This is a genomic window from Pseudomonas sp. GW821-FHT09E12, assembly GCF_059416085.1.
Genome location: NZ_JBWKOM010000010.1, coordinates 107,166 through 132,321 on the forward strand (window position 1 = coordinate 107,166; position 25,156 = coordinate 132,321).

Annotated in this window: 30 protein-coding genes; 15 read left to right on the forward strand and 15 right to left on the reverse strand. The window is 61.5% G+C overall.

Annotated elements, in window-relative coordinates; genetic code table 11:
- Positions 1-52: 52 nt before the first annotated feature.
- Positions 53-388, forward strand: coding sequence for a hypothetical protein (locus tag AC07PQ_RS26010; protein WP_164485202.1), 336 nt, complete (start codon positions 53-55; stop codon positions 386-388).
- Positions 354-1,145: a crotonase/enoyl-CoA hydratase family protein gene (locus tag AC07PQ_RS26015; RefSeq protein WP_007931433.1), complete on the forward strand. Its 792-nt coding sequence runs from the start codon at positions 354-356 to the stop codon at positions 1,143-1,145. Before AC07PQ_RS26010 ends, AC07PQ_RS26015 begins: the two co-directional genes overlap by 35 nt.
- A 77-nt stretch (positions 1,146-1,222) precedes the next feature.
- Here AC07PQ_RS26015 and AC07PQ_RS26020 read toward each other — a convergent pair whose 3' ends face one another.
- Positions 1,223-1,978: a spermidine synthase gene (locus AC07PQ_RS26020; RefSeq protein ID WP_007931432.1), complete on the reverse strand. Its 756-nt coding sequence runs from the start codon at positions 1,976-1,978 to the stop codon at positions 1,223-1,225.
- 161 nt (positions 1,979-2,139) lie between these two features.
- Here AC07PQ_RS26020 and AC07PQ_RS26025 point away from each other — a divergent pair, with 161 nt between their 5' ends.
- Entirely contained in the window at positions 2,140-3,486 is a 1,347-nt protein-coding gene (locus AC07PQ_RS26025) for a class II 3-deoxy-7-phosphoheptulonate synthase (protein WP_007931431.1), read from the forward strand.
- A gap of 50 nt (positions 3,487-3,536) precedes the next feature.
- Here AC07PQ_RS26025 and AC07PQ_RS26030 read toward each other — a convergent pair whose 3' ends face one another.
- Together AC07PQ_RS26030 and AC07PQ_RS26035 are read right to left on the reverse strand one after the other, a co-directional pair.
- Complete coding sequence (locus tag AC07PQ_RS26030; protein ID WP_007931418.1) at positions 3,537-4,748, reverse strand: winged helix-turn-helix domain-containing protein; 1,212 nt, start codon at positions 4,746-4,748, stop codon at positions 3,537-3,539.
- A gap of 64 nt (positions 4,749-4,812) precedes the next feature.
- On the reverse strand, positions 4,813-5,034 hold the full coding sequence (locus AC07PQ_RS26035; RefSeq protein ID WP_493186423.1) for a DUF1127 domain-containing protein: 222 nt from the start codon (positions 5,032-5,034) through the stop codon (positions 4,813-4,815).
- 97 nt (positions 5,035-5,131) lie between these two features.
- Here AC07PQ_RS26035 and AC07PQ_RS26040 point away from each other — a divergent pair, with 97 nt between their 5' ends.
- The gene (locus tag AC07PQ_RS26040; protein WP_162136185.1) at positions 5,132-5,986 is read left to right on the forward strand and encodes a LysR substrate-binding domain-containing protein; all 855 of its coding nucleotides are present in this window, start codon (positions 5,132-5,134) and stop codon (positions 5,984-5,986) included.
- Here the strand turns inward: AC07PQ_RS26040 and AC07PQ_RS26045 are convergent.
- A complete protein-coding gene (locus AC07PQ_RS26045; protein ID WP_101338707.1) occupies positions 5,976-6,725 on the reverse strand; it encodes a sulfite exporter TauE/SafE family protein in 750 nt (249 codons plus the stop codon). The two genes, AC07PQ_RS26040 and AC07PQ_RS26045, sit on opposite strands and share 11 nt — an antisense overlap.
- 107 nt (positions 6,726-6,832) lie before the next feature.
- On the opposite strand from AC07PQ_RS26045, the gene AC07PQ_RS26050 reads away from it, so the two are divergent.
- The 4 genes from AC07PQ_RS26050 (at position 6,833) to AC07PQ_RS26065 (ending at position 10,074) form a co-directional block, all read left to right on the forward strand.
- A complete protein-coding gene (locus tag AC07PQ_RS26050) occupies positions 6,833-7,783 on the forward strand; it encodes a LysR family transcriptional regulator (protein ID WP_025805488.1) in 951 nt (316 codons plus the stop codon).
- A gap of 75 nt (positions 7,784-7,858) precedes the next feature.
- Entirely contained in the window at positions 7,859-8,320 is a 462-nt protein-coding gene (locus AC07PQ_RS26055; RefSeq protein WP_202697182.1) for a MarR family winged helix-turn-helix transcriptional regulator, read from the forward strand.
- Between the two features lie 279 nt (positions 8,321-8,599).
- Positions 8,600-9,019, forward strand: a complete 420-nt coding sequence (locus tag AC07PQ_RS26060; RefSeq protein ID WP_007931402.1) for an organic hydroperoxide resistance protein — start codon at positions 8,600-8,602, stop codon at positions 9,017-9,019.
- A 41-nt stretch (positions 9,020-9,060) separates the two neighbouring features.
- On the forward strand, positions 9,061-10,074 hold the full coding sequence (locus AC07PQ_RS26065; RefSeq protein WP_007931400.1) for an alpha/beta hydrolase: 1,014 nt from the start codon (positions 9,061-9,063) through the stop codon (positions 10,072-10,074).
- Positions 10,075-10,155: 81 nt separating this feature from the next.
- Here the strand turns inward: AC07PQ_RS26065 and AC07PQ_RS26070 are convergent, their stop codons facing one another.
- Positions 10,156-10,728: an elongation factor P gene (locus tag AC07PQ_RS26070; RefSeq protein ID WP_007931398.1), complete on the reverse strand. Its 573-nt coding sequence runs from the start codon at positions 10,726-10,728 to the stop codon at positions 10,156-10,158.
- A gap of 48 nt (positions 10,729-10,776) precedes the next feature.
- Positions 10,777-11,910, reverse strand: coding sequence for an elongation factor P maturation arginine rhamnosyltransferase EarP (gene earP / locus AC07PQ_RS26075; protein ID WP_493186422.1), 1,134 nt, complete (start codon positions 11,908-11,910; stop codon positions 10,777-10,779).
- A 122-nt stretch (positions 11,911-12,032) separates the two neighbouring features.
- On the opposite strand from earP, the gene AC07PQ_RS26080 reads away from it, so the two are divergent.
- Positions 12,033-12,428, forward strand: coding sequence for a hypothetical protein (locus AC07PQ_RS26080; RefSeq protein ID WP_007931389.1), 396 nt, complete (start codon positions 12,033-12,035; stop codon positions 12,426-12,428).
- 2 nt (positions 12,429-12,430) lie between these two features.
- A complete protein-coding gene (locus AC07PQ_RS26085; RefSeq protein ID WP_007931388.1) occupies positions 12,431-12,913 on the forward strand; it encodes a GreA/GreB family elongation factor in 483 nt (160 codons plus the stop codon).
- Between the two features lie 7 nt (positions 12,914-12,920).
- Here the strand turns inward: AC07PQ_RS26085 and cysB are convergent, their stop codons facing one another.
- The 5 genes from cysB to AC07PQ_RS26110 all read right to left on the reverse strand — a co-directional run bounded on the left by cysB (position 12,921) and on the right by AC07PQ_RS26110 (position 16,873).
- A complete protein-coding gene (gene cysB, locus AC07PQ_RS26090) occupies positions 12,921-13,895 on the reverse strand; it encodes an HTH-type transcriptional regulator CysB (protein ID WP_007931387.1) in 975 nt (324 codons plus the stop codon).
- Positions 13,896-14,007: 112 nt separating this feature from the next.
- Positions 14,008-14,508, reverse strand: coding sequence for a universal stress protein (locus AC07PQ_RS26095; RefSeq protein WP_007931386.1), 501 nt, complete (start codon positions 14,506-14,508; stop codon positions 14,008-14,010).
- Between the two features lie 93 nt (positions 14,509-14,601).
- The gene (locus AC07PQ_RS26100) at positions 14,602-15,507 is read right to left on the reverse strand and encodes a 5'-nucleotidase (RefSeq protein WP_007931385.1); all 906 of its coding nucleotides are present in this window, start codon (positions 15,505-15,507) and stop codon (positions 14,602-14,604) included.
- Between the two features lie 23 nt (positions 15,508-15,530).
- Complete coding sequence (locus AC07PQ_RS26105) at positions 15,531-16,487, reverse strand: putative 2-dehydropantoate 2-reductase (protein ID WP_493186421.1); 957 nt, start codon at positions 16,485-16,487, stop codon at positions 15,531-15,533.
- Entirely contained in the window at positions 16,487-16,873 is a 387-nt protein-coding gene (locus AC07PQ_RS26110) for a thioredoxin family protein (protein ID WP_037035927.1), read from the reverse strand. The genes AC07PQ_RS26105 and AC07PQ_RS26110 overlap by 1 nt, the downstream gene beginning before the upstream one ends.
- Between AC07PQ_RS26110 and AC07PQ_RS26115 the strand changes: the two genes are divergently transcribed.
- Positions 16,872-17,315 carry a PilZ domain-containing protein gene (locus AC07PQ_RS26115; protein WP_007931382.1) on the forward strand — a complete coding sequence of 148 codons (444 nt, stop codon included), beginning with the start codon at positions 16,872-16,874 and terminating at the stop codon, positions 17,313-17,315. The two genes, AC07PQ_RS26110 and AC07PQ_RS26115, sit on opposite strands and share 2 nt — an antisense overlap.
- Positions 17,316-17,446: 131 nt before the next feature.
- A complete protein-coding gene (locus tag AC07PQ_RS26120; RefSeq protein ID WP_101338713.1) occupies positions 17,447-18,523 on the forward strand; it encodes a 3-deoxy-7-phosphoheptulonate synthase in 1,077 nt (358 codons plus the stop codon).
- A gap of 59 nt (positions 18,524-18,582) precedes the next feature.
- Here the strand turns inward: AC07PQ_RS26120 and AC07PQ_RS26125 are convergent, their stop codons facing one another.
- The gene (locus AC07PQ_RS26125) at positions 18,583-18,864 is read right to left on the reverse strand and encodes a GNAT family N-acetyltransferase (RefSeq protein WP_007931380.1); all 282 of its coding nucleotides are present in this window, start codon (positions 18,862-18,864) and stop codon (positions 18,583-18,585) included.
- Between the two features lie 674 nt (positions 18,865-19,538).
- Here AC07PQ_RS26125 and oprI point away from each other — a divergent pair.
- Complete coding sequence (gene oprI, locus AC07PQ_RS26130) at positions 19,539-19,790, forward strand: outer membrane lipoprotei OprI (RefSeq protein WP_003448337.1); 252 nt, start codon at positions 19,539-19,541, stop codon at positions 19,788-19,790.
- A gap of 126 nt (positions 19,791-19,916) precedes the next feature.
- On the opposite strand, the gene AC07PQ_RS26135 is transcribed toward oprI, so the two are convergent.
- The 3 genes from AC07PQ_RS26135 to AC07PQ_RS26145 all read right to left on the reverse strand — a co-directional run bounded on the left by AC07PQ_RS26135 (position 19,917) and on the right by AC07PQ_RS26145 (position 21,957).
- On the reverse strand, positions 19,917-20,885 hold the full coding sequence (locus tag AC07PQ_RS26135) for a L,D-transpeptidase family protein (RefSeq protein ID WP_007931379.1): 969 nt from the start codon (positions 20,883-20,885) through the stop codon (positions 19,917-19,919).
- Between the two features lie 116 nt (positions 20,886-21,001).
- Positions 21,002-21,295 (reverse strand): hypothetical protein, encoded by a 294-nt coding sequence (locus AC07PQ_RS26140; RefSeq protein ID WP_007931378.1) that lies wholly within the window; start codon positions 21,293-21,295, stop codon positions 21,002-21,004.
- A 56-nt stretch (positions 21,296-21,351) separates the two neighbouring features.
- A complete protein-coding gene (locus AC07PQ_RS26145) occupies positions 21,352-21,957 on the reverse strand; it encodes an arylesterase (protein ID WP_007931377.1) in 606 nt (201 codons plus the stop codon).
- A gap of 10 nt (positions 21,958-21,967) precedes the next feature.
- Here AC07PQ_RS26145 and AC07PQ_RS26150 point away from each other — a divergent pair, with 10 nt between their 5' ends.
- Both AC07PQ_RS26150 and AC07PQ_RS26155 read left to right on the forward strand, forming a co-directional pair.
- A complete protein-coding gene (locus AC07PQ_RS26150) occupies positions 21,968-22,651 on the forward strand; it encodes an ABC transporter ATP-binding protein (RefSeq protein WP_007931376.1) in 684 nt (227 codons plus the stop codon).
- A complete protein-coding gene (locus tag AC07PQ_RS26155; RefSeq protein ID WP_493186420.1) occupies positions 22,651-25,155 on the forward strand; it encodes an ABC transporter permease in 2,505 nt (834 codons plus the stop codon). The genes AC07PQ_RS26150 and AC07PQ_RS26155 overlap by 1 nt, the downstream gene beginning before the upstream one ends.
- Position 25,156 lies beyond the last annotated feature (1 nt).

Consider the following 25,156-nt stretch of genomic DNA (forward strand, 5'->3'; position numbering starts at 1 on the left):
GAGTCACCCTGGCAGCTTTGTCGGCGGGGATTTGCGAAAACGATTGAAAGAAATGAACGTCAAGGATAGTCCGCGCAGCGGACAAGCAGCCGAAGCTGACTTCGGGGAATTGCATCACCTAAACGAGGCCCGGTTAAAGGCCGGCGCGCACTATACCGGAATTACTCAAAAAAGGGAGTTTTTTTTATCGGAAAAACCCGCTGAATACCTAGTTGTCACAGGCTTTGCGGATAATCCGGCAAAGGTCTATTTTGCACAGGCCCACGCCTGTCGGGGGATGACGCTTAAACGGTTCATCTTGCCGGCCGATACCGTCGGTCCGAGACACTCTTTACCGTCCGAGGAAATGCCCCATGAGCCAGCCCAGTTGCAGTCGCGTCAGCCGTGAACAACGTGGTCATCTCTTCCTCATCGGCCTGGACCGGGTCGCCAAGCGCAATGCCTTCGACCTGCAGCTGCTCGATCAACTCAGCCTGGCCTACGGCGAGTTCGAGGCCAGCAGCGAGGCCCGGGTCGCCGTGGTGTTCGGCCATGGCGAGCACTTCACCGCGGGGCTGGACCTGGCCAACGTCGGGGCGAAACTCGCCGAAGGCTGGCAGGCACCGGCCGGCGGTTGCGATCCCTGGGGCGTCTTCGCCGGGCCACGGGTCAGCAAACCGGTGATAGTCGCGGTGCAGGGCTACTGCCTGACCATAGGCATCGAGCTGATGCTGGCGGCGGATATCAACCTGTGCGCCAGCAATACCCGCTTCGCCCAACTGGAAGTGCAACGCGGCATCTTTCCCTTTGGCGGCGCCACCCTGCGCCTGCATCAGATCGCCGGCTGGGGCAATGCCATGCGCTGGTTGCTCACCGGCGACGAATTCGACGCCCATGAAGCCCTGCGCCTGGGGCTGGTGCAGGAGGTGATGGCCAGCGAAGACCTGCTGCCCCGCGCCCTGGCCCTCGCCGAACGGATCGCCTGTCAGGCGCCGCTGGGGGTTCAGGCGACCCTGATGTCGGCCCGACAAGCGCGGCTCGAAGGAGAAAGCGCGGCAGCGCAGGGGCTGCCGCCGCTGGTGAAGGTGCTGTTGAACAGCGAGGACGCCAAGGAAGGTGTGCGAGCGATGGTCGAGAAGCGCCCGGGGGTGTTCAAGGGGTGTTGAGCGGCCTGAACCCGTGGTGAATGTGAGGTCCTATCGCGGGCAAGCCTCGCTCCTACAGATGCGCTCGGCCAGCAAACTCAGGTCGCCGGACGGATGCACTTGATCAACGACTGCAACGAATAGCCCAGGCGTGGCGCCAGCGCCTCAGCCCGGGCGCTCAGACCGTCCATGTCCAGACCCTGCTCCAGGTCGGACGGCACGATCAGAATCACGTTGCCCTCCTTCACCGGCAGCTCCCAGTAGTGCCGATGGTAAAGCCCGCGCAGCAAGGCCGCACCGAGCGGCTTGCCATCGTCGGTGGCCCACTGGTTGATCACCAGCCAGCCGCCCGGGTTGAGACGCTTCTGGCAGTTTTCCAGGAACCCCCAGGCCAGGTGCCCGACGCCCGGTCCGACATCGGTGTACAGGTCGACGAAAATCAGGTCCGCCGACTCGGCGCTGTCCAGCAGCTCGAGCGCATCGCCCACCCGGATATACAGACGCGGATCGTCATCCAGCCCCAGGTACTCGATAGCCAGGCGCGGCACGTCGGGGCGCAGCTCGATGGCCTCGACATCGTCCAGCGGCAGGAACTTGAGGCAGGCCTGAGTCAGGGTACCGGCGCCCAGGCCGAGAAACAGCGCGCTCTCGGGCTGCTCATGGCACAGCGCGCCGATCAGCATGGCGCGGGTGTAGTCGTACTCCAGCCAGCTCGGGTCGGCTGTAAACACACAGCTCTGCTCGATGGCATCGCCAAATTCGAGGAAGCGGTAATCCGCCACTTCCAGTACCCGAATCATGCCGAACTCATCGTGCACTTCGGCGAGCAGGCGCTCGACGCGCTCCTCAGTCATCTCTTCTCCTAGCCGCGACGGGGCTCAACCTCGCCGTTGCGATAAACCGGCCGCTCGGCGCCGAGCGGGAAAGGCGCGATTGTCCGCGAACCGGCGGGAACAGGTCACGCACTAATTGCTGATAACATGCCTGTCCGACCTTAAAAACACCCGAGTCCGTGATGAGCCAACCCTGGAGCCCTGACAGCTGGCGCGCCCTGCCGATCCAGCAACAACCCGTCTACCCCGACGCCGCACACCTGTTGCAGGTCGAGCAGACCCTGGCCAGCTACCCGCCGCTGGTGTTTGCCGGCGAAGCCCGGGAGTTGCGCCGCCAGTTTGCCGAAGTGACCCAGGGCCGCGCCTTTCTGCTGCAGGGTGGCGATTGCGCCGAGAGCTTCGCCGAGTTCTCGGCGGCGAAGATCCGCGACACCTTCAAGGTCCTGCTGCAGATGGCGATCGTCATGACCTTCGCCGCCGGTTGCCCGGTGGTCAAGGTCGGGCGCATGGCCGGCCAGTTCGCCAAGCCGCGCTCGGCCAATGACGAAACCATCAATGGCGTGACCCTGCCGGCCTACCGCGGTGATATCGTCAACGGCATAGGTTTCGATGCGAAAAGCCGGGTGCCGGACCCGGACCGCCTGCTGCAGTCCTATCACCAGGCCACCGCCACCCTGAACCTGCTGCGCGCCTTTGCCCAGGGCGGTTTTGCCGACCTGCACCAGGTGCACAAATGGAACCTGGACTTCATCGCCAACTCCGCCCTGGCCGAGAAATACAGCCAGCTGGCCGACCGCATCGACGAAACCCTGGCCTTCATGCGCGCCTGCGGCATGGACAGCTCGCCGCAGCTGCGCGAGACCAGCTTCTTTACCGCCCACGAGGCGCTGCTGCTGAACTATGAGGAAGCCTTCGTCCGTCGCGACAGCCTGACCAACGACTATTACGACTGCTCGGCGCACATGCTGTGGATCGGCGATCGCACCCGCCAGCTCGACGGCGCCCACGTCGAATTCCTGCGCGGGGTGAATAACCCGATCGGGGTCAAGGTGGGCCCGAGCATGAACACCGAGGAGCTGATCCGCCTGATCGACATCCTCAACCCGGACAACGATCCAGGCCGCCTGAACCTGATCGTGCGCATGGGCGTGAACAAGGTCGGCGACCACCTGCCGCAGCTGATCCGCGCGGTGGAAGGCGAAGGCAAGAAGGTGCTGTGGAGTTCCGACCCGATGCACGGCAATACCATCAAGGCCAGCAGCGGTTACAAGACCCGCGATTTCGCGCAGATCCTCAATGAGGTGAAGCAGTTCTTCCAGGTCCACGAAGCCGAGGGCAGTTATGCCGGCGGTATCCACATCGAGATGACCGGGCAGAACGTCACCGAGTGCATCGGTGGTGCGCGGCCGATTACCGAAGATGCTTTGTCGGATCGCTACCATACCCATTGCGACCCGCGGATGAACGCCGATCAGTCGCTGGAGCTGGCGTTCCTGATTGCCGAGACCTTGAAACAGGTCAAGCGTTGAACTCCTAGCATTCGATCATCCAGGGCAAGGTACTGGATGATCGATGCTGGTCAAAGAAACGCGCGCAAGCGCTGGGCGCTGGCCCTTGGGCAATTGAGCTGGACGTCGGCCAGCCCCAGCCAGTTGGCCATGCTCCGCAAGCTGCTCGCCAGCGCCTGCATCCCCTGCTCGTCCAACCCCAGATCCTCCTCATGCACGGCATGCACCGCCAGGCGCCCCTGCGCCCTTTCTGCCCGCAGGTCGACCCGCGCGGCGATCCGTTCGTGGTGCAGAAACGGCAACACGTAATAGCCGTACACCCGCTTGTGCTGCGGGGTGTAGATCTCCAGGCGATAGCGGAAATCGAACAGGCGCTCGGTGCGACTGCGTTCCCAGATCAGCGAATCGAAGGGAGAAAGCAAGGCGCTGGCCGGCACGCTGCGCGGCACCTTGGCCTCTGGCAGGCAATACGCCGCTTGCTTCCAGCCCGCCACCTCGCAGGCCAGCAGTTCGCCGCCCTCCAGCAGTTCCGCCAGGCGCGCCCGGCTGTCTGCCAGCTCCAGGCGAAAATAGTCGCGCAGATCCTTCTCGGTGGCCACGCCCAGGGCGCTGGCGGCATGCAGTAGCAAACCGCGCTGGGCATCGGCCTCGCTGAGCGGCGAATGCTGCAGGATGCTCGAAGGAATCACCCGCTCCGGCAAGTCGTACAAGCGCTCGAATCCACGCCGGCCAGCGACCGTCACCTCACCGGCGGCGAACAGCCATTCCAGCGCATGCTTCTCCGCACTCCAGTCCCACCAAGGGCCGGCGCGTTCCTCACGGGTCGACAGGCTGCCCGCCCCGAGGGCGCCCTGTTCCTCGACCGCGGCCAGCACCCGGCGAATAGTCGCCTGCTGCTCCTGGCCAAAACGCGCCAACTGCTGGTAGATCCCCTGCCCCTGGCTGGCCCGCTGCATGCGCCAACGCATCAGCGGGTACAGCGACAGCGGCAGCAACGAGGCTTCGTGGCCCCAGTATTCGAACAGCGTGCGTTGCCGTCCCTGGCTCCAGGCAGCCTGGTCCAGCAGTTGCGCGGGATAGTCGCCAAGGCGGGAAAACAGCGGCAGGTAGTGCGAACGCACCAGGGCGTTGACCGAATCGATCTGCAGGATACCCAGGCGCGCGATCAGGCGATTGAGCTGTGCGGGCCTGATCGTCGCAGGCAGCGGCCGCCCGGAAAAACCCTGGGCGGCCAGCGCCAGACGCCGAGCCTGCTTGAGGGAAAAGGACAGTTCTGCGGGCATGGCAATCTCCTTGTCTGCCCGCAAACTACCTCAGTGAGAAGTGGCTTGTGTAGCGCTTTGACGCTCATTTGTGCATCGGATCGTCCCAGAACGGTCGCACGGTCTCCCGCTCCACATCCGCGCGACTGAGGCCGATATCCTTCAGCGCCTCGTCACTCATGCCGGCCAGCATGTTGCGTTCACGGTGCAGCTCATGCCAGCGGACAATTCTCTGCAACAGGTGCCGCAAGGAAGTGCCATGCCATGCAAACCGGTGAGCCAGTACAAAACCTTTTTGACCTTTCATCGTCTTGCCCTCCAGTGGGGATGGCTCAAGTCTCCACCCAGGGCTAAGATCAATCCAACGAATGTTTCTTATGCAATACATCTCGGAGTTTGATGAATTGTCCAGCTACCCAAGCATTGATACCGAGGTCCTGCGCACCTTCGTCGCCATCGCCGACCAGGGCGGTTTCACCAAGGCCGGGGAGCAGGTCAATCGCACCCAGTCCGCGGTGAGCATGCAGATGAAGCGGCTCGAGGAAGATGTGCTGCAACGCCAATTGTTCCAGCGTGAGGGCCGGCAGGTACGCCTGACCGCCGAAGGCCAAGTGCTGCTGGGTTACGCACGGCGCATCCTGAAACTGCACAGCGAGGTGTTCAACACCCTGCGCGAGCCGCACATGGTCGGCACCGTGCGCATCGGTACGCCGGACGATTATGTGATGCGCTTTCTACCGGGGATCCTGTCGCGTTTTGCCCAGGCCTATCCCTTGATCCAGATCGAAGTGCATTGCGAGTCCTCCAAGCAACTGCTGCTGCGCCAGGATCTGGACCTGTCTATCGTCACCCGCGAGCCGGGCAGCGAAATCGGCCAGTTGCTGCGCAAGGAACGTTTCGTCTGGGCCGAGGCCCAGGGGTTCTGCCCCCACGAACAGACGCCGCTGCCCCTGGCGATGTTCAACAGTGATTGCTTCTGCAGGCAGTGGGCCTGCAATGCGCTGGACGCCGCCGGGCGCGACTATCGCATCGCCTATAACAGCTCCAGCCTGTCGGCACTGATGGCCGTGGTCAGCGCCGGCCTGGCGATCACCGCTCAGCTGGAAAGCCTGATCACCCCGGACATGCGCATCCTGGGCGCCGCCGAGGATCTGCCCCTGCTGCCCGAGGCCAGCATCATGCTGGTGCGCAACCTCAACACGCCTTCACCCATCACCGAATGCCTGGCCGAGCACATAGTCGAAGGCTTCAAACTTTAAAGGCGAGCATCACCGCGCAGACCACCAGGAAGCCGCAGAACAGCCCGCGCAGCATTCGCTCGGGCAGCGCATGGGCGATTTTCACGCCCCAACTGATGCTCAACAGCCCACCCGCCGCCAGCGGCAGGCCGATCATCCAGTCCACTTCCTGATGCACCCCGTAGGTCACCAGGGTCACCCCGGTGCTGGGCAGGGCCAGGGCCAGCGACAGCCCCTGGGCGACCACCTGGGTGGTGCCGAACACGCTGGTCAGCACCGGGGTGGCAACCACCGCGCCGCCGACGCCGAACAGCCCGCCCATGGCCCCGGAAGCCGCACCCAGCACACCGAGCCACGGCCAGGGATAGCGCATCTGCGCCGAAGCCGGGGCATTGGCCAGGAACATGCGCAACAGGTTGTAGGCCGACAAGGCCACCAGGAACGCGACGAAGCCGATCCGCATGACTTGGGCATCGATGCCCACCGCCCAGATCGAACCAAGCCAGGCAAAACTGAAGCCCATCAGGGCCAACGGCAACGCATGGCGCGCCTCGATCCGGTTGCGCTGGTGATAACGCCACAGCGCGAGCATCACGTTCGGCACCACCATCACCAACGCCGTGCCCTGGGCGATCTGCTGGTCCAGCCCGAACAGCACGCCCAGCACCGGAATCGCAATCAGTCCTCCACCGATCCCGAACAAGCCGCCCACCGTGCCCAGCGCCGCGCCCAATACCACATACATCGCTAAATCGATCACCGCCGCTCTCCTCACTCAGGCCTTGCATGCTACGCAGTCGGCTCTGGTGCGGAAACGCACAGCAACGCACAATGGCTTTGCCAAATTCGCACAAGCAAATGTCCGCCATGAACCCCAATGCCCTCACCGACCAGCTCGGTCTGTTCCTCGATGTGCTGGAAGCCGGGAGTTTTTCCGCTGCCGCCCGCCGGCATCCCTTGACCCCTTCGGCGGTGGCCCGGCGTATCGACAGCCTGGAAAACGCCGTCGGCAGCAAGCTGTTCATGCGCACCACCCACGCGGTGGTGGCGACGGCGGCTGGCCAGGCCTTTGCCGAACGCGCCCGACGCATCGTCGCCGAACTGCAACTGGCGCGGGCGGAAGCCGTGTCCTTGAGCCACGCGCCGGAAGGCCTGATCCGCATCGACGCTCCCGCGGCGTTCGGCCGGCGACACCTGGCGCCGGCGATCGCCGATTTCCTGATGCTCTACCCGGGGCTCGATGTGCAGTTGCACCTGATCGACAGCTTCGTCGACATGCAGGGCTCGCACCTGGGCAAGGTCGATCTGGTACTACGCGCCGGACAAAGGGTCGATACCCGGATGGTGGCGACGTCATTGGCGAGCATCGTGCGCATCGCCTGCGCCAGCCCGGCCTACCTCAAGCTGCGCGGCACCCCGGTGCATCCCGCCGAGCTGAGCCAGCACGACGGCCTGGACTGGGACGGCCTGGCCCCACTGTTCGCCTGGCGCTTCGAACTGGACGGGCAGTTGCAGACTCATCGCCCACAACGCATCCGCATGAGCGCCAACAATGCCGAGGCCCTGCTATCCGGAGCCCTGGCCGGGCTGGGCATCGCCCACCTGCCGACCTGGCTGGCCAGCGAATACCTGCTGCGTGGGGAACTGTTGCCGCTGTTCTGCGAAACCGGCCTGCCCAAACCGGAAAGCGCCGGCATCTACGCCTTGCGCCTGGAACAGCACACCAACGCTCGCAGCCGCCTGTTGCTGGAATACCTGAAGACTCGCTTCAGTCCGATTCCGCCCTGGGATCTGGCCCTGCAGAGCGCCATGGGCTGAGCACTCGTGAGAATTATCTGGCGCATTAAAGATTCGCCCGCTAGATTCAGGGCGAGTATCGATCAAGGCCCGACCATGAACACCAAAGGCTCCACCCCGGAAAAATGTGACGATCTGCTGCTGGATAACCAGCTGTGTTTCGCCCTTCACTCGACTTCGTTGCTGATGACCAAAGTCTATAAACCACTGCTGCAGGAGCTGGGCCTGACGTATCCCCAGTACCTGGCAATGATGGTGCTCTGGGAGCAGGACGGACTGACCGTCGGCGAGATCAGCAATCGCCTGCTGACCGATCCCGGTTCATTGACGCCCTTGCTCAAGCGCCTGGAAGCCGAGGGATTGCTGAGCCGGACCCGCAGCCGCGAAGACGAACGGGTGGTGATCATCGAGCTGACCGAGCAAGGGCGGGCCCTGTATGACCGGGCGCGCGGCGTTCCCCAATGCATCCTCGGCGCCAGCGGCCTGACCCTGGAGCAACTGCGCAAACTGCAGGCCGACCTGCTGAACCTGCGTGGCCATCTGCAAGACAGTCTTTAACGGCGCTCTCGCGAGCACACCCCGCCCCTCTCCAGGAGCGCTTGCTCGCGATTCTCTCTGTTTCGATGCCGCTAATAGCGTATCGACGAAAAAATTTCTCGATAAAAATATTATTTAAATCATTCTCTTAGCCAAAAAACATGGACTGCTGGCAAGCGTTTCCGAGTTTTTTTCAAAAATTTATCTTGCACACTAAATATTTGAGCGATACATTTATTTCGCATTTACTTAGCGCGCAAATATTTAGTGCAAAACTTCGAAACCCAAGAGGCTCACACCATGCAAACTCTCTATACCGCAGTCGCAACCGCAACCGGTGGCCGTGATGGTCGCGCCGTCTCCAGCGACAACATCCTCGACGTCAAACTCTCCACCCCCAAAGAACTCGGTGGTGCCGGCGGCCAGGCGACCAACCCTGAGCAACTCTTCGCCGCCGGCTACTCCGCCTGCTTTATCGGCGCCCTGAAATTCGTCGCCAGCCAAAGCAAGCGCAAGATCCCGGACAACGCGTCGATCACTGCGCACGTCGGCATCGGCCAGATTCCTGGCGGCTTCGGCCTGGACATCGACCTGCATATCAGCCTGCCAGGTCTTGAACAGAACGACGCGCAGTCCCTGGTCGAAGCGGCTCACCAGGTCTGCCCTTACTCCAACGCCACCCGCGGCAACGTCGACGTACGTCTGCACGTGACTGTCTAACCCAGCTGCGCGCCAGCGCCCGCACCGCCCAGGAGACGAACATGAACACTTTCAGCAAGGTCTTGACCGGTAGCCTTCTCGCCCTGTCCATCAACACGGCGTTCGCCGAAGGCGGGGTCGAACACAACACCCAGGCGTTCCTCGACGCCTTGAACGCCGGCAGCGGCAAGCCGATGGAACAGATGACACCCAAAGAGGCCCGAGCCGTGCTGGTCGGCGCCCAGGCCGGGGTCAAGCTGACGCTGCCCAAGGCGGATGTCAGCCAGAAGACCATCGACGTCGACGGCCAGGCCATCAGCCTGACCGTCGTCAGGCCGGCCGGGGTGAAAGGCACGTTGCCAGTGTTCATGTTTTTCCACGGCGGCGGCTGGGTGCTGGGAGACTTCCCGACCCACGAACGGCTGGTGCGGGACCTGGTGGTGGGGTCAGGGGCGGCGGCGGTATTCGTCAATTACACGCCGTCCCCGGAAGCTCATTACCCGGTGGCGATCAATCAGGCTTACGCGGCCACCCAATGGGTGGCCGAGCATGGCCGGGAAATCAACGTCGACGGCAAGCGCCTGGCGGTTGCCGGCAACAGCGTCGGCGGCAACATGGCCGCCGTGGTCAGCCTGATGGCCAAGGACAAGGGCACGCCGGCGATCCGGTTCCAGCTGTTGTTGTGGCCGGTGACCGACGCGAATTTCGAAACGGCGTCGTATAACCAATATGCCGAGGGGCACTTTCTCAGCAAAAACATGATGAAGTGGTTCTGGGACAACTACACCACCGATGCCCGGCAGCGTAACGAGATCTACGCTTCACCGCTGCGCGCCACCAGCGCCCAGCTCAAGGGCCTGCCACCCGCGCTGATCCAGACGGCCGGCGCCGACGTACTGCGCGACGAAGGCGAAGCCTATGCCCGTAAGCTGGACGAAGCCGGCGTGACCGTGACCTCGGTGCGCTACAACGGGATGATCCATGACTACGGCCTGCTCAACGTGGTCAGCCAGGTACCCGCGGTGCGTTCGGCACTGCTGCAGGCATCCGATGAGCTCAAGCAACATCTGAAGTAAGTTTGCCACCCAGGCCTTCGGCCACAAAAAAGCCCGACTCAATGGTCGGGCTTTTTCGTGGCTAAGGATTCAAGCAGGGGCTTAAACCTTGGCGCGGCCTTTGTAGGAGCCGCCTTCGCGAGTATCGATCTCGATCATGTCGCCGATTTCGATGAAGTCAGCAACCGACAGTTCGGTACCGTTCTTCAGTTTGGCAGGCTTCATCACCTTGCCGGAAGTGTCGCCGCGAGCGGAGCCTTCGGTGTAGTCAACCTGGCGCACGATGGTGGTCGGCAGGTCAACGGAAACCAGACGGTCTTCGAAGAACACGGCTTCGCAAACGTCGGTCATGCCTTCTTCGATGAACGGCAGAACGGCTTCGATGTCTTCAGCGTTCAGCTCGTACATGGTGTAGTCGGTGGTGTCCATGAACGTGTAGGTGTCGCCGCTGATGAACGACAGGGTCGCTTCTTTGCGATCCAGGATCACGTCGTCCAGTTTGTCGTCCGCACCGTAAACGGTTTCGGTCTTGTAACCGGTCAGCAGGTTCTTCAGCTTGGTCTTCATGATCGCGCTGTTACGACCAGACTTGGTGAATTCAGCTTTCTGAACCAGCCAAGGATCGTTGTCGATACGGATCACGGTACCGGGTTTGAGTTCTTTACCAGTTTTCATTGCGAATATCCGAATTTGGATGGGATTTACAAAAATCTAGGCCGCGTATCATATCCAATTTAGGTAAAACTGCACCAGCGCCGCAGCAAGATCGGGCTGCGAGCCCTGTTCCAGACACCACTTTTCGGCGTGAGCAGCCACTTCCGGCCAGTGTTCGAGCAGCTTTTTCCAGCCTTGCGCCATCTCGCCTCCGGCATTCCAGGCCCGCCACAGGTCGATCAGCGCCGCCTTGGCCTCTGGCGACAGCCCCTGCGTATAAAGCTCGAGAAAGGCGTCGAGCTTGTCCAGGTGAATGTCTTCGTCCTGTTGATAAATGTGCCAGAGCATCGGCCGGCCGGCCCATTGCGCACGCACGAACGAGTCCTCACCGCGTACCGCGTTGAAATCGCAGGACCACAGGAGCTGGTCGTATTCCTCCTGTCGGACGAACGGCAGCACCTGTACCGTCAAGGCCCCACGGACCTGCACCGCACCCGCCGCCAGCGCCTCGACACCCAGCCAGTGTTGTACGTCACCGAGGATCCGCCCTTCGGGAACCAGCAGATGGGTAGCCCGCGAGTCGGCAGCCAGCGCTTGCAGCCAACTGGCCAGGCCGGCGTTCTCATAGGCGAACAGCGACATCAATCGCGCGCCAGGTGCTGCAAATACGCCGAGCCCTTCCAGGAAACGTTGCCGGGCCAGGGGGTCTTGCTGAAATGCCCTGCGCCGCTCCAGCAATCCAGCCTCGCGTAACAGCCCACCGGTGCCGGCTTGAAACCCGGGGAAAAAGAAGTACTTCTGCACGCCCTTGAACTTCACCGAGGGCAGGCCGTGGCAGCCGGTCACCCAGGTCTCGGCGCTGAGGTAATCGAGGTTCAACCACAAAGGGGTATGTTCACGCTCGGCCATCGCCTCCATATAAGCCGCTGGCAACTGGCAGGCAAAGGCCGCGATCACCACATCGGCAGCCGCCACCGGCGACCACTCGGTTGGCCAGTGACGCACATCGACACCTTCCTGCCATTGCTGAGGCAAGGTGATATCGATGGACGGACACAAACGCTCGAAGGCCCGCAGGTCATCCACCCACAGCCGCACCGCGCACTGATGCTCGGCCACCAGTTGCCGGGCCAGCCGCCAGGTCACGCCGATATCGCCGTAGTTGTCGACGACGCTGCAGAAAATATCCCAGGAGGCTTTCATTCCGGGCTCCATTTGGCAAAGGCGCCGATTGTCCGCATAAATGGTCACAGACAGAAGAGCCAACGCCGATAATCTTCGTGCGACAATCGCAGCTTGCCGACACCGCCTGCCAGGAGGCTGCCATGCCCTATCGCCCGACATCCCGTCGATCATTACGTATCAGCGTAAACGCACTTCAACTCAGCGGCAGTATTGCCCTGGGATTGTGGCTGGGTTTTCTGGCGATCGCCCTGACCTGCTGGCTGGCCTGGCGTTTTCTGTTCGACCAGCAATTGGCGCCCGTCGCCCAGGCCGTGCAACAGCTGGCAAAACCGCCCAGCGCGGAATCGGCGGCGTCCAACCGCATGTTCGAGCAGTACCAGGAAAACCTGCGTAAAAACGAACAACAGCAGGCCCTGGATAATGCGCGCAGCAACCTGCGCAACCAGTCCAACCCGAAATGCCAGTTCTGGTTGCAACAGGACCAGACGGCGCCGAGCGAAAAGAGCCGGGCCAACGTCCTGCAATTCTGCGATTGATCATGAACAAACCTACGGTCCACCAACTGATTCTCGACAAACTCCGTGGCGATCTGGAGATCGCTCAGCGTGCGGCGCAGACCGCCTATGAGACGGCGACCCACGAAGAGAACATTGCCGAAAACAAATACGACACCCTGGGGCTCGAGGCCTCCTATCTCGCCGCCGGCCAGGCCAGGCGCGTCGAGGAAATCCGGCAGGCGCTGGCGCTCTGCCAGAACCTGACCCTGCGCCCGTACGACGAGCAAGTTGGTATCCAGGTCGGCGCGCTGCTGGGCCTCGAAGACGAAAACGGCCACGAACAATGGCTGTTCCTGGCGCCGGATGGGGCGGGACTGAAGGTAGAGGTGGTGGGGCAACCGGTGACTGTCATCACCCCTCGTTCACCGTTGGGCAAAGGCCTGCTGGGCAAGTTCGAGGGGGATGAACTGGAGATCGTCGTCGCGGGCGCTCGGCAACAGTTCGCTGTCACCGAGGTCAAGTAAGCCCGACTTAGTGGACAGGCAGTTCGACGCCGTCGAACAGCTCTTCGAGTTCCTGCTTGTTGTGGCACTGAATGGCCTTGGCCATCACTTCGCGCGTCAGGTGCGGCGCGAACTTCTCGATGAAGTCGCACATGAAACCACGCAGGAAAGTGCCGCGACGGAACCCAATCTTGGTGATGCTCGACTCGAACAGTTCGCTGGCATCCAGTACCACCAGATCGCTATCAAGCTTGGTATCGACCGCCATCTTGGCAACGATGCCCACACCCAGGCCCAGGCGTACGTAAGTCTTGATCACGTCGGCGTCGGCGGCAGTGAACACCACCTTCGGCGTCAGGCCGCGATGGCTGAAGGCTTCGTCGAGCTTGGAGCGGCCGGTAAAACCGAACACGTAAGTCACGATCGGGTATTCGGCGAGGGTTTCCAGGGTCAGCTTCGGCAGCTTGGTCAGCGGGTGGCCCTGCGGTACCACTACGCAACGGTTCCAGCGGTAGCACGGCATCATCACCAGATCGCCGAACAGCTCCAGCGCTTCGGTGGCGATGGCGAAGTCGACGGTGCCATCGGCAGCCATTTCGGCGATCTGCATCGGCGAGCCCTGATGCATGTGCAACGCCACATCCGGGTACTGCTTGATAAAGCTGCTGATCACCGGCGGCAAGGCATAACGGGCCTGGGTATGGGTGGTGGCGATCGACAGGGTGCCTTTCTTCTCGTTGGAGAATTCCTGGGCGATCTGCTTGATGCTTTCGACCTTGCGCAGGATCTCGCCAGCGGTGGTGATGATGCGTTCGCCAGCCGGGGTGACGCGAGTCAGGTGCTTGCCGCTACGAGCGAATACCTCGACCCCCAGCTCGTCCTCGAGCAGGCGGATCTGCTTGCTGATACCCGGTTGCGAGGTATAAAGGCTTTGGGCTGTAGCAGAGACGTTGAGGTCGTGGTGCGCCACTTCCCAGATGTAGCGCAATTGTTGAAGCTTCATATGAATCCCTCAAAGCAGGTAGACGCCACGGGCATCAGCGACGGTATATAACTATATTAATGGTTCGAAGAATAAATCTAGAACTTTTCTTCAGAAAATTCCAACAAGCGCGTCAGATATCTCCGAGCCGCCGACGCTGAACCAAGGGCACCAGGTAAACCGGAACCTTGGCCAGTTGCAGTACCCTGGCTGCCGTCCTGCCCAATGGAGTTTCACCGCCCGCCCCATGGCTGTGACTTCCTACGATCAACAAATCCACAGAGAGTTTCGACGCCTGCTCGAGAATGACGTGCGAGGGGTCCCCCTGAAAGACCCTGACCGACTGAATCAGCGCGAGATCCTGCATGCCCTCCCCCAACTCTTCGCGAAAGCTGTCGAGCACCCGTTGCTCGATATTCGCCATCACCGTACTCAGACCCTGACTGTGAAACTCATTCAGGGCCTGTTCGTCGAGATAACTCTGCAACACCGACTCGGCAAACAGTCCCATGGGCTCCACCGCATGAACCACGTGCAATTCGGCATTGAATGTTCGAGCCAGCTCCAGGGCATGTTGCATCACGTAGGGCGCATACAGACCGAGGTCAGTGGCATACAGCATCGAACGAATCATATGACCTCCTCGACTGCCAATATGGCGGAGATTGATTCAGCTTAGCAGTGCCAAGGCGACTACGACGTCCCGCGCAAGCCCGTGAACATTGAGCTAAACCTTGGTTTCGTTGCTGATACCGTGGGGTACGTGACCGGTGGCGACCACTTCGCGGGCCAGTTCGCAATGACCCGCCTGATCGTCGAAGAACACATCGGCGGCGAAGGCTTCGAGAAAGGCGGCTTTCTCCAGGCCGCCCAGGAACAACGATTCGTCCAGGCGGATATCCCATTCGCGCAGGGTGCGGATCACCCGCTCATGGGCCGGTGCCGAACGCGCAGTCACCAGGGCGGTGCGGATCGGACAACCATCGTCGGGGAATTCGCGCTGCAACAGATTGAGCGCGGCGAGGAAGCCTTTGAACGGCCCCCCACGCAACGGCTCGCGGGCGGACTCGCGCTCCTTGGCCTGAAAGGCTTCCAGGCCACCGAGCTGATAGACCCGTTCCGACTCATCGGAAAACAGCACGGCGTCACCGTCGAAGGCGATCCGCAGTTCGGCGCTGGCGGCGCGTCGGGCGCCACCGGAAAGAATGGTCGCCGCGGCGAACCCGGCGTCCAGTGCGCTGCGCACATCTTCGGCATGGGTGGAAAGAAACAGGTCGCAGCCAAAGGCCGCGAGGTAGGGATAAGGGCTGCGCCCACCAACAAACGCGGCCCGGGAAATATCCAGGCCGTAATGCTGAATCGAGTTGAAGACCCGCAGGCCCGTGTCGGCACTGTTACGCGACACCAGCACCACCTCGACCCGCGCCCGGCCGAGGCTGGCATTGAGGCTCAAGAGTTTTTTCACCAGGGGAAAAGCATCGCCCGGTTCGAGGGATTCCTCCTCGTGATCGATCTGATACTTGCGGTAAGCTTCGACCCCCTCGGCCAGATAGACCTTATGGCTCTCGCTGAGATCGAACAGGGCCCGCGATGAAATCGCCACCACCAGTTTACCGCCCAAGCCCTTTGCCATATCCCTTCCCCCCGATGCTGCGATCAACCGTTATGCCGGTCGATAAAACTCAATGCCTGATACAAGGCTTCCATTTTCGGCAGCTCGCATCCCGCCGCCTTGGCCGCGGCCAATGGCGCGGCATAGATGGCCGACAACTCCAGCGCACGTTTGTGCTGGTAGTCGTGGTACATGCTCGGCCAATAGTCCGGCATGCCTTCGGTCACCTTGAACAAGTGCTCAGCATAGCCGTCCGGCATGCTGTGACCGCAGGCCAGGGCGCCTTGCACCACTTCACGCATCAAGGCCTGAATCAGCTCGCGGCTGTCGGCATCGGCCATCAGCGGCGTGGTGCTGGCGTTGAGCAATACCGACAAACCGTTATAGGGCACGTTCCACACCAGTTTCTGCCAGCGCGCCTGCTGCAGGTTGGCCATGGCCTGGGAGCCGATACCGGCCTTGCGGAACAGCGCCGCCCCCTCTTCCACTATTACCTGGCGTTGCGACTCGTCCTGCGCTGCCGGGCCACTGTGATACCCCAGGTTCACCGCGCCCAGCGCCTGATGCTCGATCACCCCGGGGCCGGCACGGTGCACGCAGATAAAACACAGGCCGCCCAACAGATGCAGCGAGTCGGGAAGCAGGTCGCGCAGGCCATCTTCCACATCCAGGCCATTCTGCAACAACAGCACCTTGGCGCCGGGAGCCGCCGCGCGAAGAATCGCCGGAGCCAGCTCGGCGTTGCTGGTGGTCTTGGCACCCACCAGCAGCCAATCGCAGGGCGGCATGTCTTCGGCACTGGCATAGGCCTGGACCGGGTTCAGGGTCAGCTCACCATGCACCGCGCTATGCAGTTGCAACCCTCGCTCGGTAACCGCGGCGAATTCGCTGCGCAGCAGGAAATGCACATCCAGGCCGGCTCGCGCCAGCAGCATCCCGTAGAAACCACCGATCGCTCCGGTACCGATAATGCCGATTCGCGGCGTGTGGACTGCTTCCATCAAGGCAGCTCCTCTGGAATTCGGTTCAGCGCCTGCGCCAGGCGCTCGCTGAGCTCGCCGGGTGTCAGACGCGACTGCAAGGCCCCATAAAACTCACCGTCGCGCACCACGAACAGTGCCGGCAAGTGAAACACCTGATAGCGCTCGACCGCGCCGCCATTGTTCCCCGCATCGATCCAGCACAACCGCTCGATCGGCAGATCGAAGCCGGGCAACTGCTGCCTGGCCCAGCGACAGCTGGCGCAGCCGACGCTGGTGAATATCACCATTGAAACACCGCTCATCGCCAACAACCGCTGATCGATATCGAAATCAGTCAGCTCCAATTCGACCACTATACTGGGGGAAACAATGTCACATAGCCGACACTCGGAGTCTGCGTTCATGGGACGTTTCATTCCTCATCCTGACGATGTTCCGGTTGAGATGACCTTACGCGAGCACGCATGTATTTCGCGTCAACGGTTGCACACTATCAGCCTCGGCGGCATGGCTTGCAATTATCACCGCGCCTGGCGCCGCGGCACCGCACTGGAAATCTGCATCCCCACTCTGGGTGAAAACGCCCGCTACAACGGCTATGTGGCCTGGTGCCTGCGACGCAAGCATGGCTATCTGGTGGGGATCGCCTTCATCGACGAACAGACCCTGTTCCATGCCCGGATGAGTGAGCAGGTGTGCCAGATCACCCACTACTGCCACCTGCATGAGCCCCAGGCTGAGCAGCGACAGATCGAAGCCCTGGCCCAGCAATGGGTCGAACAGCATGCCGCCGAGTTCTCCCATGACCGGGTTCACCAGGCTTTTATGCAGCCAGCGCTGGATTAAACCCGCCTCTGCCCATTGTCGAGCCCCGGTGTAACGCGCTAAGGTTCGGCTCCCCGACGCGCTTAAATCCGCTGTGCACCGCCGCGCGGGGATCGCTGGCGGCCGGCACCCGTGACCTGACGAGTAACACGATGGCTGATTTACCGATCAACGACCTTAACGTCGCCTCCAACGAAACCCTGATCACTCCCGACCAGCTCAAGCGTGACATCCCGCTGAGCGACGCCGCCCTGCGCACCGTGACCAAGGGTCGCGAAGTGATCCGCAATATTCTCGATGGCACCGACCACCGCCTGTTCGTCGTCATCGGCCCGTGCTCGATCCACGACATCAAGGCGGCTCACGAATATGCCGAGCGCCTGAAAGTCCTGGCCGCCGAAGTCTGCGACACCCTTTATCTGGTGATGCGCGTGTACTTCGAGAAACCACGGACCACCGTTGGCTGGAAAGGCTTGATCAACGACCCGTACCTGGACGACTCGTTCAAGATCCAGGACGGCCTGCACATCGGTCGCCAGCTGCTGCTGGACCTGGCCGAGATGGGCCTGCCGACCGCCACCGAAGCGCTGGACCCGATCTCCCCGCAATACCTGCAGGACCTGATCAGCTGGTCGGCGATCGGTGCACGTACCACCGAATCCCAGACCCACCGCGAGATGGCTTCCGGCCTGTCCTCGGCGGTAGGTTTCAAGAACGGCACCGACGGTGGCCTGACCGTTGCCATCAACGCCCTGCAATCGGTTTCCAGCCCTCACCGCTTCCTCGGCATCAACCAGGAAGGCGGCGTATCCATCGTCACCACCAAGGGCAATGCCTACGGTCACGTGGTTCTGCGCGGCGGCAATGGCAAGCCGAACTATGATTCGGTCAGCGTGGCCCTCTGCGAGCAGGCGCTGAACAAGGCGAAGATCAAGCCGAACATCATGGTCGACTGCAGTCACGCCAACTCCAACAAGGACCCGGCCTTGCAGCCGCTGGTGATGGAGAACGTGGCCAACCAGATTCTCGAAGGCAACCAGTCGATCATCGGCCTGATGGTCGAAAGCCACCTGAACTGGGGCTGCCAGGCAATTCCCAAGGACCTGGCCGAACTGCAATACGGCGTGTCGATCACCGATGCCTGCATCGATTGGGAAAGCACCGAGAAAACCTTGCGCAGCATGCACGCCAAGCTCAAGGACGTCCTGCCAAAACGGGTTCGTACCTGACCCCGTATCGCAGACACAAAAACGCCGGGCCAAGCCCGGCGTTTTTTTGGCGTCCCCGCTCAGAGTTTCGCGGCGTGGCGCTGATGGCGCTCCATATAGCGCTCCACATATGAGCACGACGGAATTACCGTGTAACCCATGCGGTCAGCATATTCCAACGCCTGCTCGGTCAGTGCTGCGGCAATACCACGACCACGCAGCGCGTTAGGCACGAACGTCCGATAAATATCCAGGGTCTGCTTACCCAGGTCCATATAGGTCAGGTAGGCACGATGACCGTCCACATTGGTCTCGAATTGATGACCAGCCTGGTCATGGTGGATGGACAACGCCTCGCTCATCACTACTCCTCGCGGGTCTTGGATTCTGACCCCTACCTTACCGATGTTTTTCCGGCGAAGGAACAACTACGCCACCCCGTGCCTGTCTGGACACCGAGGAGAGCTTGCCGCTCTCGCATGACCGAGCACGTTTCAAATAGTAGGCACCATTGGCACCAATGCTCAAGGGACGCTTGCGTTCAAGCTACTGGCATCAGGCCAGTTTGCTGTCGATGCGTCCTCAGACCTGTTCCCAGATACATGCAAAACGCTCGATCAAACCGCCTGAGGATCAACAACCTGAACATCGCCGGATGTTGAGATTTAAGACGAACCCACCCATTTAAAGTCACCTCAACATGGACAAAGATGCGTGAGGCGCCCCACAGATTCTGAACAAAAGTGTAGACGAGTCGATATAGATAGACTTTAGCCTACACTCCGCAAGCGCCGTGCAAAGGGGTTCTACGGCAGATACGGTCAACAAGCGCAACCTCCCAACAGGGTGACAAGGTTGCGTATTTTTTATACAGATCAATAAAAAGTTGCTCGAAAAAGATTCAACGCCTAGAATTTTTTTTGCTTCTTGCGCTACGTCAGTTTACTTACTACAAGTAATGGGTAGTATGTACGCCGGCCATTTCATCACTCGGATGAGATAGCTACTTAATAGAAAGTCCTTGAAGGGGAACACGATGAACAACGTTCTGAAATTCTCTGCTCTGGCTCTGGCCGCAGTTCTGGCTACCGGTTGCAGCAGCGTATCCAAAGAAACCGAAGCTCGTCTGACTGCAACTGAAGACGCAGCAGCTCGTGCCCAGGCTCGTGCAGACGAAGCCTACCGTAAAGCTGATGAAGCTCTGGCTGCTGCTCAAAAAGCACAACAGACTGCTGACGAAGCTAACGAGCGCGCTCTGCGTATGCTGGAAAAAGCTAGCCGCAAGTAATAATCCCTCGGGATTATTATCGAGCCGACCCATTTATTGGGTCGGCTTTTTTATTGCCCGGGTTTTCTTGCGGCAATAAAAAACCCGTCGACGCCCGGAGGCATCGACGGGTTACTGTTCCAGCCGTTACTGCTGCATATCGATAGGCAGCGCCGATACTACGGGTGCAGTGGTCGGTACGGCGATCTCTACCGGTAAACCATCTTCGGCCGCCACCACGTCACGCACCACATCCCAGTTCATCCGCAAGTTATTGGCCAGGTCTTCACGCTTGAGCAAGGCGTTGATCACCGCGGTGTGCTTGTCCACGACCGACGGATTGCCCTTGTCATCCAGCGGCGTGTGAGCTTCCAGATAGACTTTGCCAGCGCTGATACCAAACTTGTACGGATCGTTGAGAATTCGCACCGATGTCCCCACTGGCACCATGCTCGCCATTTCCAGGACGTTGTTGTTGAACATCCGGAAGCAGCCGTGGCTGGTGCGCATGCCGATCCCGAACTTCTTGTTCGAACCGTGGATCAGGTAGCCCGGCGTGCCCAGGGTGAACTTGAATGGCCCCAACGGATTGTCCGGACCCGCCGGCACCACGTTTGGCAGCGGGTCACCGTCGGCGGCGTGCTCGGCCTTGATCGAGGCTGGCGGAGTCCAGGTCGGATTCGGCGTCTTCGCGACAATGCTGGTATGGGCGATCGGCGACCCCCAACCTTCCCGGCCGATACCCAGGGGGAAGGTGTACACCACGTTCCGCCCTTTCGGGTAGTAGTACAGGCGATATTCAGCCAGGTTGATCACGATGCCTTCACGAGGTCCCGGCGGCAGGATGAAACGCGTAGGCAACACCACTTCGGTGCCCGCGCCCGGCAACCAGGGATCCACTCCCGGGTTGGCCGCGACCATCTCGTAATAGCCCAGATCGTAGGTCGTGCCCAGGTCGGCAAAGGTGTCTTCGTACTTGGCTTTGATCACCTGTACCTGACCGACGATATCTTCGCCCGGTGGAGGTAGAGGCAGTTCCAATGCGGCAACGGGGCCGGCCACACAGAAGGCGGCAAGCGTCAGGCAACGGGTGACGACAGGAAAGCGCGGCAACATCCGGAAAATCCTTCGCATGATCAACGAGTAAAAAAGTGATTGTACACCCGCCCCCGTGGCTGCGGGAGCGACAGCTGCATCAGCGCAAGAAGGGAGCCGGGCGAGAACTTGCTGCCTTACAGCTCGAAACGCAACTCTGGCCAGATCGGTGGCGTGCCGCGCTTTTGCGATTCGAGGATCGCCCGGCACAACGGACACAGGCGCTGGTCCTGGAAAATGGTCCGGTCGACACTCGACCAGCGCGGTTGCGCGGGCAGCAAGGTGCCGCACAACGTGCGATCGGCAGAGCCGCCCAGCTCCAGCTGACGCGTCACCAGGTGCACCCGGACTTCCTGGCAGGCGAACAGGTCGAGCTGTTCGTCAGGCTCGATCAGTTGGTAGGCAAACAGGGACCAGGCGGGACGCGGCATCGGGGGCTCCAAATCGGGGGCGCCACATTAGCCGAAACACTGCCGGTAGAAAAGCGTCAAAGCAGCGGTTTTAGCGTCGGCCAGACATTTTCCAGCAACTTGCCCTGAGCGGTGACCGCAGGGTGGATGCCATCGGCCTGCATCAGCTCGGGATTGCCGCCAACTCCTTCCAGAAAAAATGGCACCAGCGCTACGTTTTTTTCATTCGCGAGCTTGCTGTACACCTCGGCAAACGCCTGGGTATAACGCACGCCGTAATTGGGTGGCAGCTGCATGCCAAGCAACAGCACCTTGGCACCACTGGCCTTGGAACTGTCGATCATCGAAGCAAGATTTTGTTGCAATTGCGTGGGCTGTTGCCCACGCAGGCCATCGTTGCCGCCCAACTCGAGAATCACCAGCTCTGGCTTGTGCTCTGCAAGCAGCGCCGGCAGCCGCGCCTGGCCACCTGCGCTGGTGTCTCCACTGATGGAAGCATTGACCACCTTATCGTTGAAACCTTCGCTCTTGAGCCGTTGCTCGAGCAGTGCCACCCACCCCTGCCGGGTATCCAGGCCGAAAGCCGCGCTGATACTATCGCCAACGATCAGGACTGTACCCGCCGCTGCGTTCTGGGCCATGCATATCAAGGCCAGGCCAGCACTCAAAAACCACACACGCATCGGATTCTCCATGGGCGCAAGCATTCTCACTGCGCGGAACCTTAGCAAAGTGGTTCCCAGCGCGGAAGGTGAACTGACCATCCTGCACGAACTCAGCCTGGAACTGAACAAAGGCGACAGCCTGGCCATCGTCGGCAGTTCCGGCTCCGGAAAATCCACCCTGCTCGGCCTGCTGGCCGGGCTCGACCTGCCCAGCAGCGGCGAGGTTACCCTGGCAGGTCGCAGCCTCGGCACATTGGACGAAGACCAGCGCGCCCGAATCAGGGCCGAGCATGTGGGCTTTGTCTTCCAGTCGTTCCAACTGCTCGACAGCCTCAATGCCCTGGAGAACGTCATGTTGCCCATGGAGCTGGACGGCCGTCGGGATGCCCGCGAGCGTGCGACCGAACTGCTCCAGCGCGTCGGTCTCGGGCAGCGCCTGAGTCACTCGCCTCGCCAGCTCTCCGGCGGCGAACAACAGCGGGTGGCCATCGCCCGCGCCTTCGCCGCCGAACCTGACGTGCTGTTCGCCGATGAGCCGACCGGCAACCTCGACAGCCACACCGGCGAGCGCATCAGCGACCTGCTGTTCGATCTGAACAAGGAAAGCGGTACGACGCTGGTCCTGGTCACTCACGATGAACGCCTGGCCCATCGTTGCCGGCGCCTGATCCGCCTTGAAGCCGGCCTGCTGGTCGCCCCCCTGGAGCCTTGATGGCACGCCTGCCGCTGTTGCGCCTGTTCAGCCTTGCCGTTCGCCAACTTCTGCGCGACGCCCGCGCCGGAGAACTGCGGGTATTGTTCTTCGCCCTGGTGGTGGCTGTAGCCGCCAGCACCGCCATAGGCTATTTCGGTGCGCGCCTCAACGGCGCGATGCTGCTGCGCGCCACGGAGTTTCTCGGCGCGGACCTGCTGCTTGAAAGCAGCTCTCCAGCAAGGCCAGAACAGATACAAAGCGGCCGGGAACTGGGCCTGCAACATGCGCTGGTGGTGGAGTTCTCCAGTGTGATCGCCACCGACAATGGCATCCAGCTTTCCAGTATCAAGGCCGCGGACGACGCCTACCCGTTGCGCGGCGAACTGAAAAGCGCCCCGGCCCCTTACGCGACGGAAGAAACCGGCGGTGGTCCACAACCGGGTGAAGCCTGGGTCGAAGCCCGACTATTGACCGCGCTGGACCTGAAAATCGGCGACAGCATCGACGTCGGGATGAAAACCCTGCGCCTGAGCCGGGTACTGACTTACGAACCGGATCGCGCCGGCAACTTCTATAGCCTGACCCCCAGGGTCCTGATCAACCTGAGCGACCTGAACGCCACCGGCGTGGTGCAACCGGGCAGCCGGGTCAGTTACAAGGAGCTCTGGCGCGGTCCGGGAAGCGCCCTGGAAACCTATCGCCAATTGATCAAGCCAGGCCTGGCGGCCAATCAGCGCCTGCAGGATGCCCGAGATGGCAACCGCCAGATCGGCGGAGCCCTGGGCAAGGCCGAGCGCTACTTGAACATGGCCAGCCTGGTGGCGGTGCTGCTGGCAGGCGTGGCGGTTGCCCTGTCCGCTGCGCGCTTCGCTTCCCGCCGTTTCGACGCCAGCGCGCTGCTGCGCTGCCTGGGCCTGTCCCGCCGGGAAACCATGCTGCTGTTCACCCTGCAACTGGCCCTGCTCGGCATCCTGGCCAGCATCGTCGGCGCGCTGCTCGGCTGGCTCGCCCAGCTTGGGCTGTTTTACCTGCTGCATGACCTGCTACCCACCGATGTGCCTCCTGGCGGGCTGCTTCCCGCTGTCGCCGGTATCGGCACCGGCCTGGTGGCACTTGGCGGTTTCGCCTTGCCGCCACTGGCGGCGCTGGGGCGTGTCCCACCCTTGCGGGTGTTGCGCCGTGACCTGCTGCCGATCCCCCCAAGCACCTGGATGGTGTATGGCGCCGCCTTGCTGGCCCTGGGCTTGATCATGTGGCGCCTGAGCCTGGATCTGCTGTTGACCTTTGCCTTGCTCGGCGGCGGCGTCATTGCTGCCCTGGTTCTGGGCGGATTACTGCTGCTGGCCCTGCAGAGTCTGCGTCGCTTGCTGGCCAAGGCATCGCTGCCATGGCGCCTGGGGCTGGGCCAACTGCTGCGGCATCCTTTGGCCGCTGCCGGGCAATCCCTGGCCTTCGGCTTGATTCTGCTGTCGATGGCCTTGATTGCGCTGTTACGTGGAGAATTGCTCGACACCTGGCAAAACCAGTTGCCCAAGAACGCACCAAACTATTTCGCGCTGAATATCCTGCCCGCGGACAAACAAGCTTTCACCGACAAGCTGGTGGCGCTTTCCGCCCCTTCCGCGCCGCTGTATCCGGTAGTGCCAGGGCGGCTGATCAGCATCAACGGCGAACCGGTCCGGGAAATCGTCAGCAAGAACTCCAGTGGCGATCGCGCCGTGCAGCGCGATTTGAGCCTGACCTGGGCCGCGGATCTGCCAGCGGGCAATAAGATCACCAGCGGCTCGTGGTGGGCACAACAGCCCGAAGGGGATTTACCTGGCGTCTCGGTCGAGGCCCAGGTGGCCGAAAGCTTGAAACTCAAACTCGGCGACCAGATGACATTCAGCGTCGGAGGGGTCAATCGCGAGGCCAGGGTGACCAGCCTGCGGGAAATCAACTGGGACAACTTCCAGCCCAACTTCTTCATGATCTTTCAGCCGGGCACGCTGCGGGATCTGCCCGCCACTTACCTGACCAGCTTCTATCTGGCTGCGGGTCATGACCAGCAGGTGGTCGAGTTGTCCAGGGCGTTTCCGGCAGTGACCATCCTGCAAGTGGAGGCTCTGCTCGAACAACTGCGCAGCATCCTGGCCCAGGTCACCCTGGCCGTGGAATACGTGCTGCTGTTTGTACTCGCCGCCGGCATGGCCGTGCTGTTTTCCGGACTGCAGGCCACCCTGGACGAGCGTATTCGTCAGGGCGCCCTGCTACGGGCGCTGGGTGCGGAACGACAATTACTGGTCAAGGCCCGGCGTATCGAGTTCGGGCTGCTGGGAGCCGTCAGCGGGCTACTGGCGGCATTGGGATCGGAACTGGTGAGCCTGGTGCTGTATCGGTTTGCCTTCGTCCTACCCTGGCATCCACATCCTTGGCTGTTGCTCCTGCCTGTTATCGGTGCCCTGCTGATCGGCGGTGCCGGTGTCTACGGGACACGCCGGGCATTGAATGCCAGCCCACTGACAGTACTGCGCGAGGGGTAAG

Coding starts and splice junctions, on each gene's coding strand:
- AC07PQ_RS26025 (WP_007931431.1), top strand. CDS start 2,140: ATGAGCCAACCCTGGAGCCCTGACAGCTGGCGCGCCCTGCCGATCCAG.
- AC07PQ_RS26110 (WP_037035927.1), bottom strand. CDS start 16,873: ATGAACGCAGACTCCGAGTGTCGGCTATGTGACATTGTTTCCCCCAGT.
- AC07PQ_RS26155 (WP_493186420.1), top strand. CDS start 22,651: ATGGCACGCCTGCCGCTGTTGCGCCTGTTCAGCCTTGCCGTTCGCCAA.
- AC07PQ_RS26035 (WP_493186423.1), bottom strand. CDS start 5,034: ATGAAAGGTCAAAAAGGTTTTGTACTGGCTCACCGGTTTGCATGGCAT.
- AC07PQ_RS26015 (WP_007931433.1), top strand. CDS start 354: ATGAGCCAGCCCAGTTGCAGTCGCGTCAGCCGTGAACAACGTGGTCAT.
- AC07PQ_RS26055 (WP_202697182.1), top strand. CDS start 7,859: ATGAACACCAAAGGCTCCACCCCGGAAAAATGTGACGATCTGCTGCTG.
- AC07PQ_RS26120 (WP_101338713.1), top strand. CDS start 17,447: ATGGCTGATTTACCGATCAACGACCTTAACGTCGCCTCCAACGAAACC.
- AC07PQ_RS26020 (WP_007931432.1), bottom strand. CDS start 1,978: ATGACTGAGGAGCGCGTCGAGCGCCTGCTCGCCGAAGTGCACGATGAG.
- AC07PQ_RS26070 (WP_007931398.1), bottom strand. CDS start 10,728: ATGAAAACTGGTAAAGAACTCAAACCCGGTACCGTGATCCGTATCGAC.
- AC07PQ_RS26085 (WP_007931388.1), top strand. CDS start 12,431: ATGAACAAACCTACGGTCCACCAACTGATTCTCGACAAACTCCGTGGC.
- AC07PQ_RS26150 (WP_007931376.1), top strand. CDS start 21,968: ATGGGCGCAAGCATTCTCACTGCGCGGAACCTTAGCAAAGTGGTTCCC.
- earP (WP_493186422.1), bottom strand. CDS start 11,910: ATGAAAGCCTCCTGGGATATTTTCTGCAGCGTCGTCGACAACTACGGC.
- AC07PQ_RS26050 (WP_025805488.1), top strand. CDS start 6,833: ATGAACCCCAATGCCCTCACCGACCAGCTCGGTCTGTTCCTCGATGTG.
- AC07PQ_RS26125 (WP_007931380.1), bottom strand. CDS start 18,864: ATGAGCGAGGCGTTGTCCATCCACCATGACCAGGCTGGTCATCAATTC.
- oprI (WP_003448337.1), top strand. CDS start 19,539: ATGAACAACGTTCTGAAATTCTCTGCTCTGGCTCTGGCCGCAGTTCTG.
- AC07PQ_RS26065 (WP_007931400.1), top strand. CDS start 9,061: ATGAACACTTTCAGCAAGGTCTTGACCGGTAGCCTTCTCGCCCTGTCC.
- AC07PQ_RS26105 (WP_493186421.1), bottom strand. CDS start 16,487: ATGGAAGCAGTCCACACGCCGCGAATCGGCATTATCGGTACCGGAGCG.
- AC07PQ_RS26100 (WP_007931385.1), bottom strand. CDS start 15,507: ATGGCAAAGGGCTTGGGCGGTAAACTGGTGGTGGCGATTTCATCGCGG.
- AC07PQ_RS26115 (WP_007931382.1), top strand. CDS start 16,872: ATGGGACGTTTCATTCCTCATCCTGACGATGTTCCGGTTGAGATGACC.
- AC07PQ_RS26135 (WP_007931379.1), bottom strand. CDS start 20,885: ATGTTGCCGCGCTTTCCTGTCGTCACCCGTTGCCTGACGCTTGCCGCC.
- AC07PQ_RS26060 (WP_007931402.1), top strand. CDS start 8,600: ATGCAAACTCTCTATACCGCAGTCGCAACCGCAACCGGTGGCCGTGAT.
- AC07PQ_RS26095 (WP_007931386.1), bottom strand. CDS start 14,508: ATGATTCGTTCGATGCTGTATGCCACTGACCTCGGTCTGTATGCGCCC.
- cysB (WP_007931387.1), bottom strand. CDS start 13,895: ATGAAGCTTCAACAATTGCGCTACATCTGGGAAGTGGCGCACCACGAC.
- AC07PQ_RS26080 (WP_007931389.1), top strand. CDS start 12,033: ATGCCCTATCGCCCGACATCCCGTCGATCATTACGTATCAGCGTAAAC.
- AC07PQ_RS26010 (WP_164485202.1), top strand. CDS start 53: ATGAACGTCAAGGATAGTCCGCGCAGCGGACAAGCAGCCGAAGCTGAC.
- AC07PQ_RS26030 (WP_007931418.1), bottom strand. CDS start 4,748: ATGCCCGCAGAACTGTCCTTTTCCCTCAAGCAGGCTCGGCGTCTGGCG.
- AC07PQ_RS26140 (WP_007931378.1), bottom strand. CDS start 21,295: ATGCCGCGTCCCGCCTGGTCCCTGTTTGCCTACCAACTGATCGAGCCT.
- AC07PQ_RS26145 (WP_007931377.1), bottom strand. CDS start 21,957: ATGCGTGTGTGGTTTTTGAGTGCTGGCCTGGCCTTGATATGCATGGCC.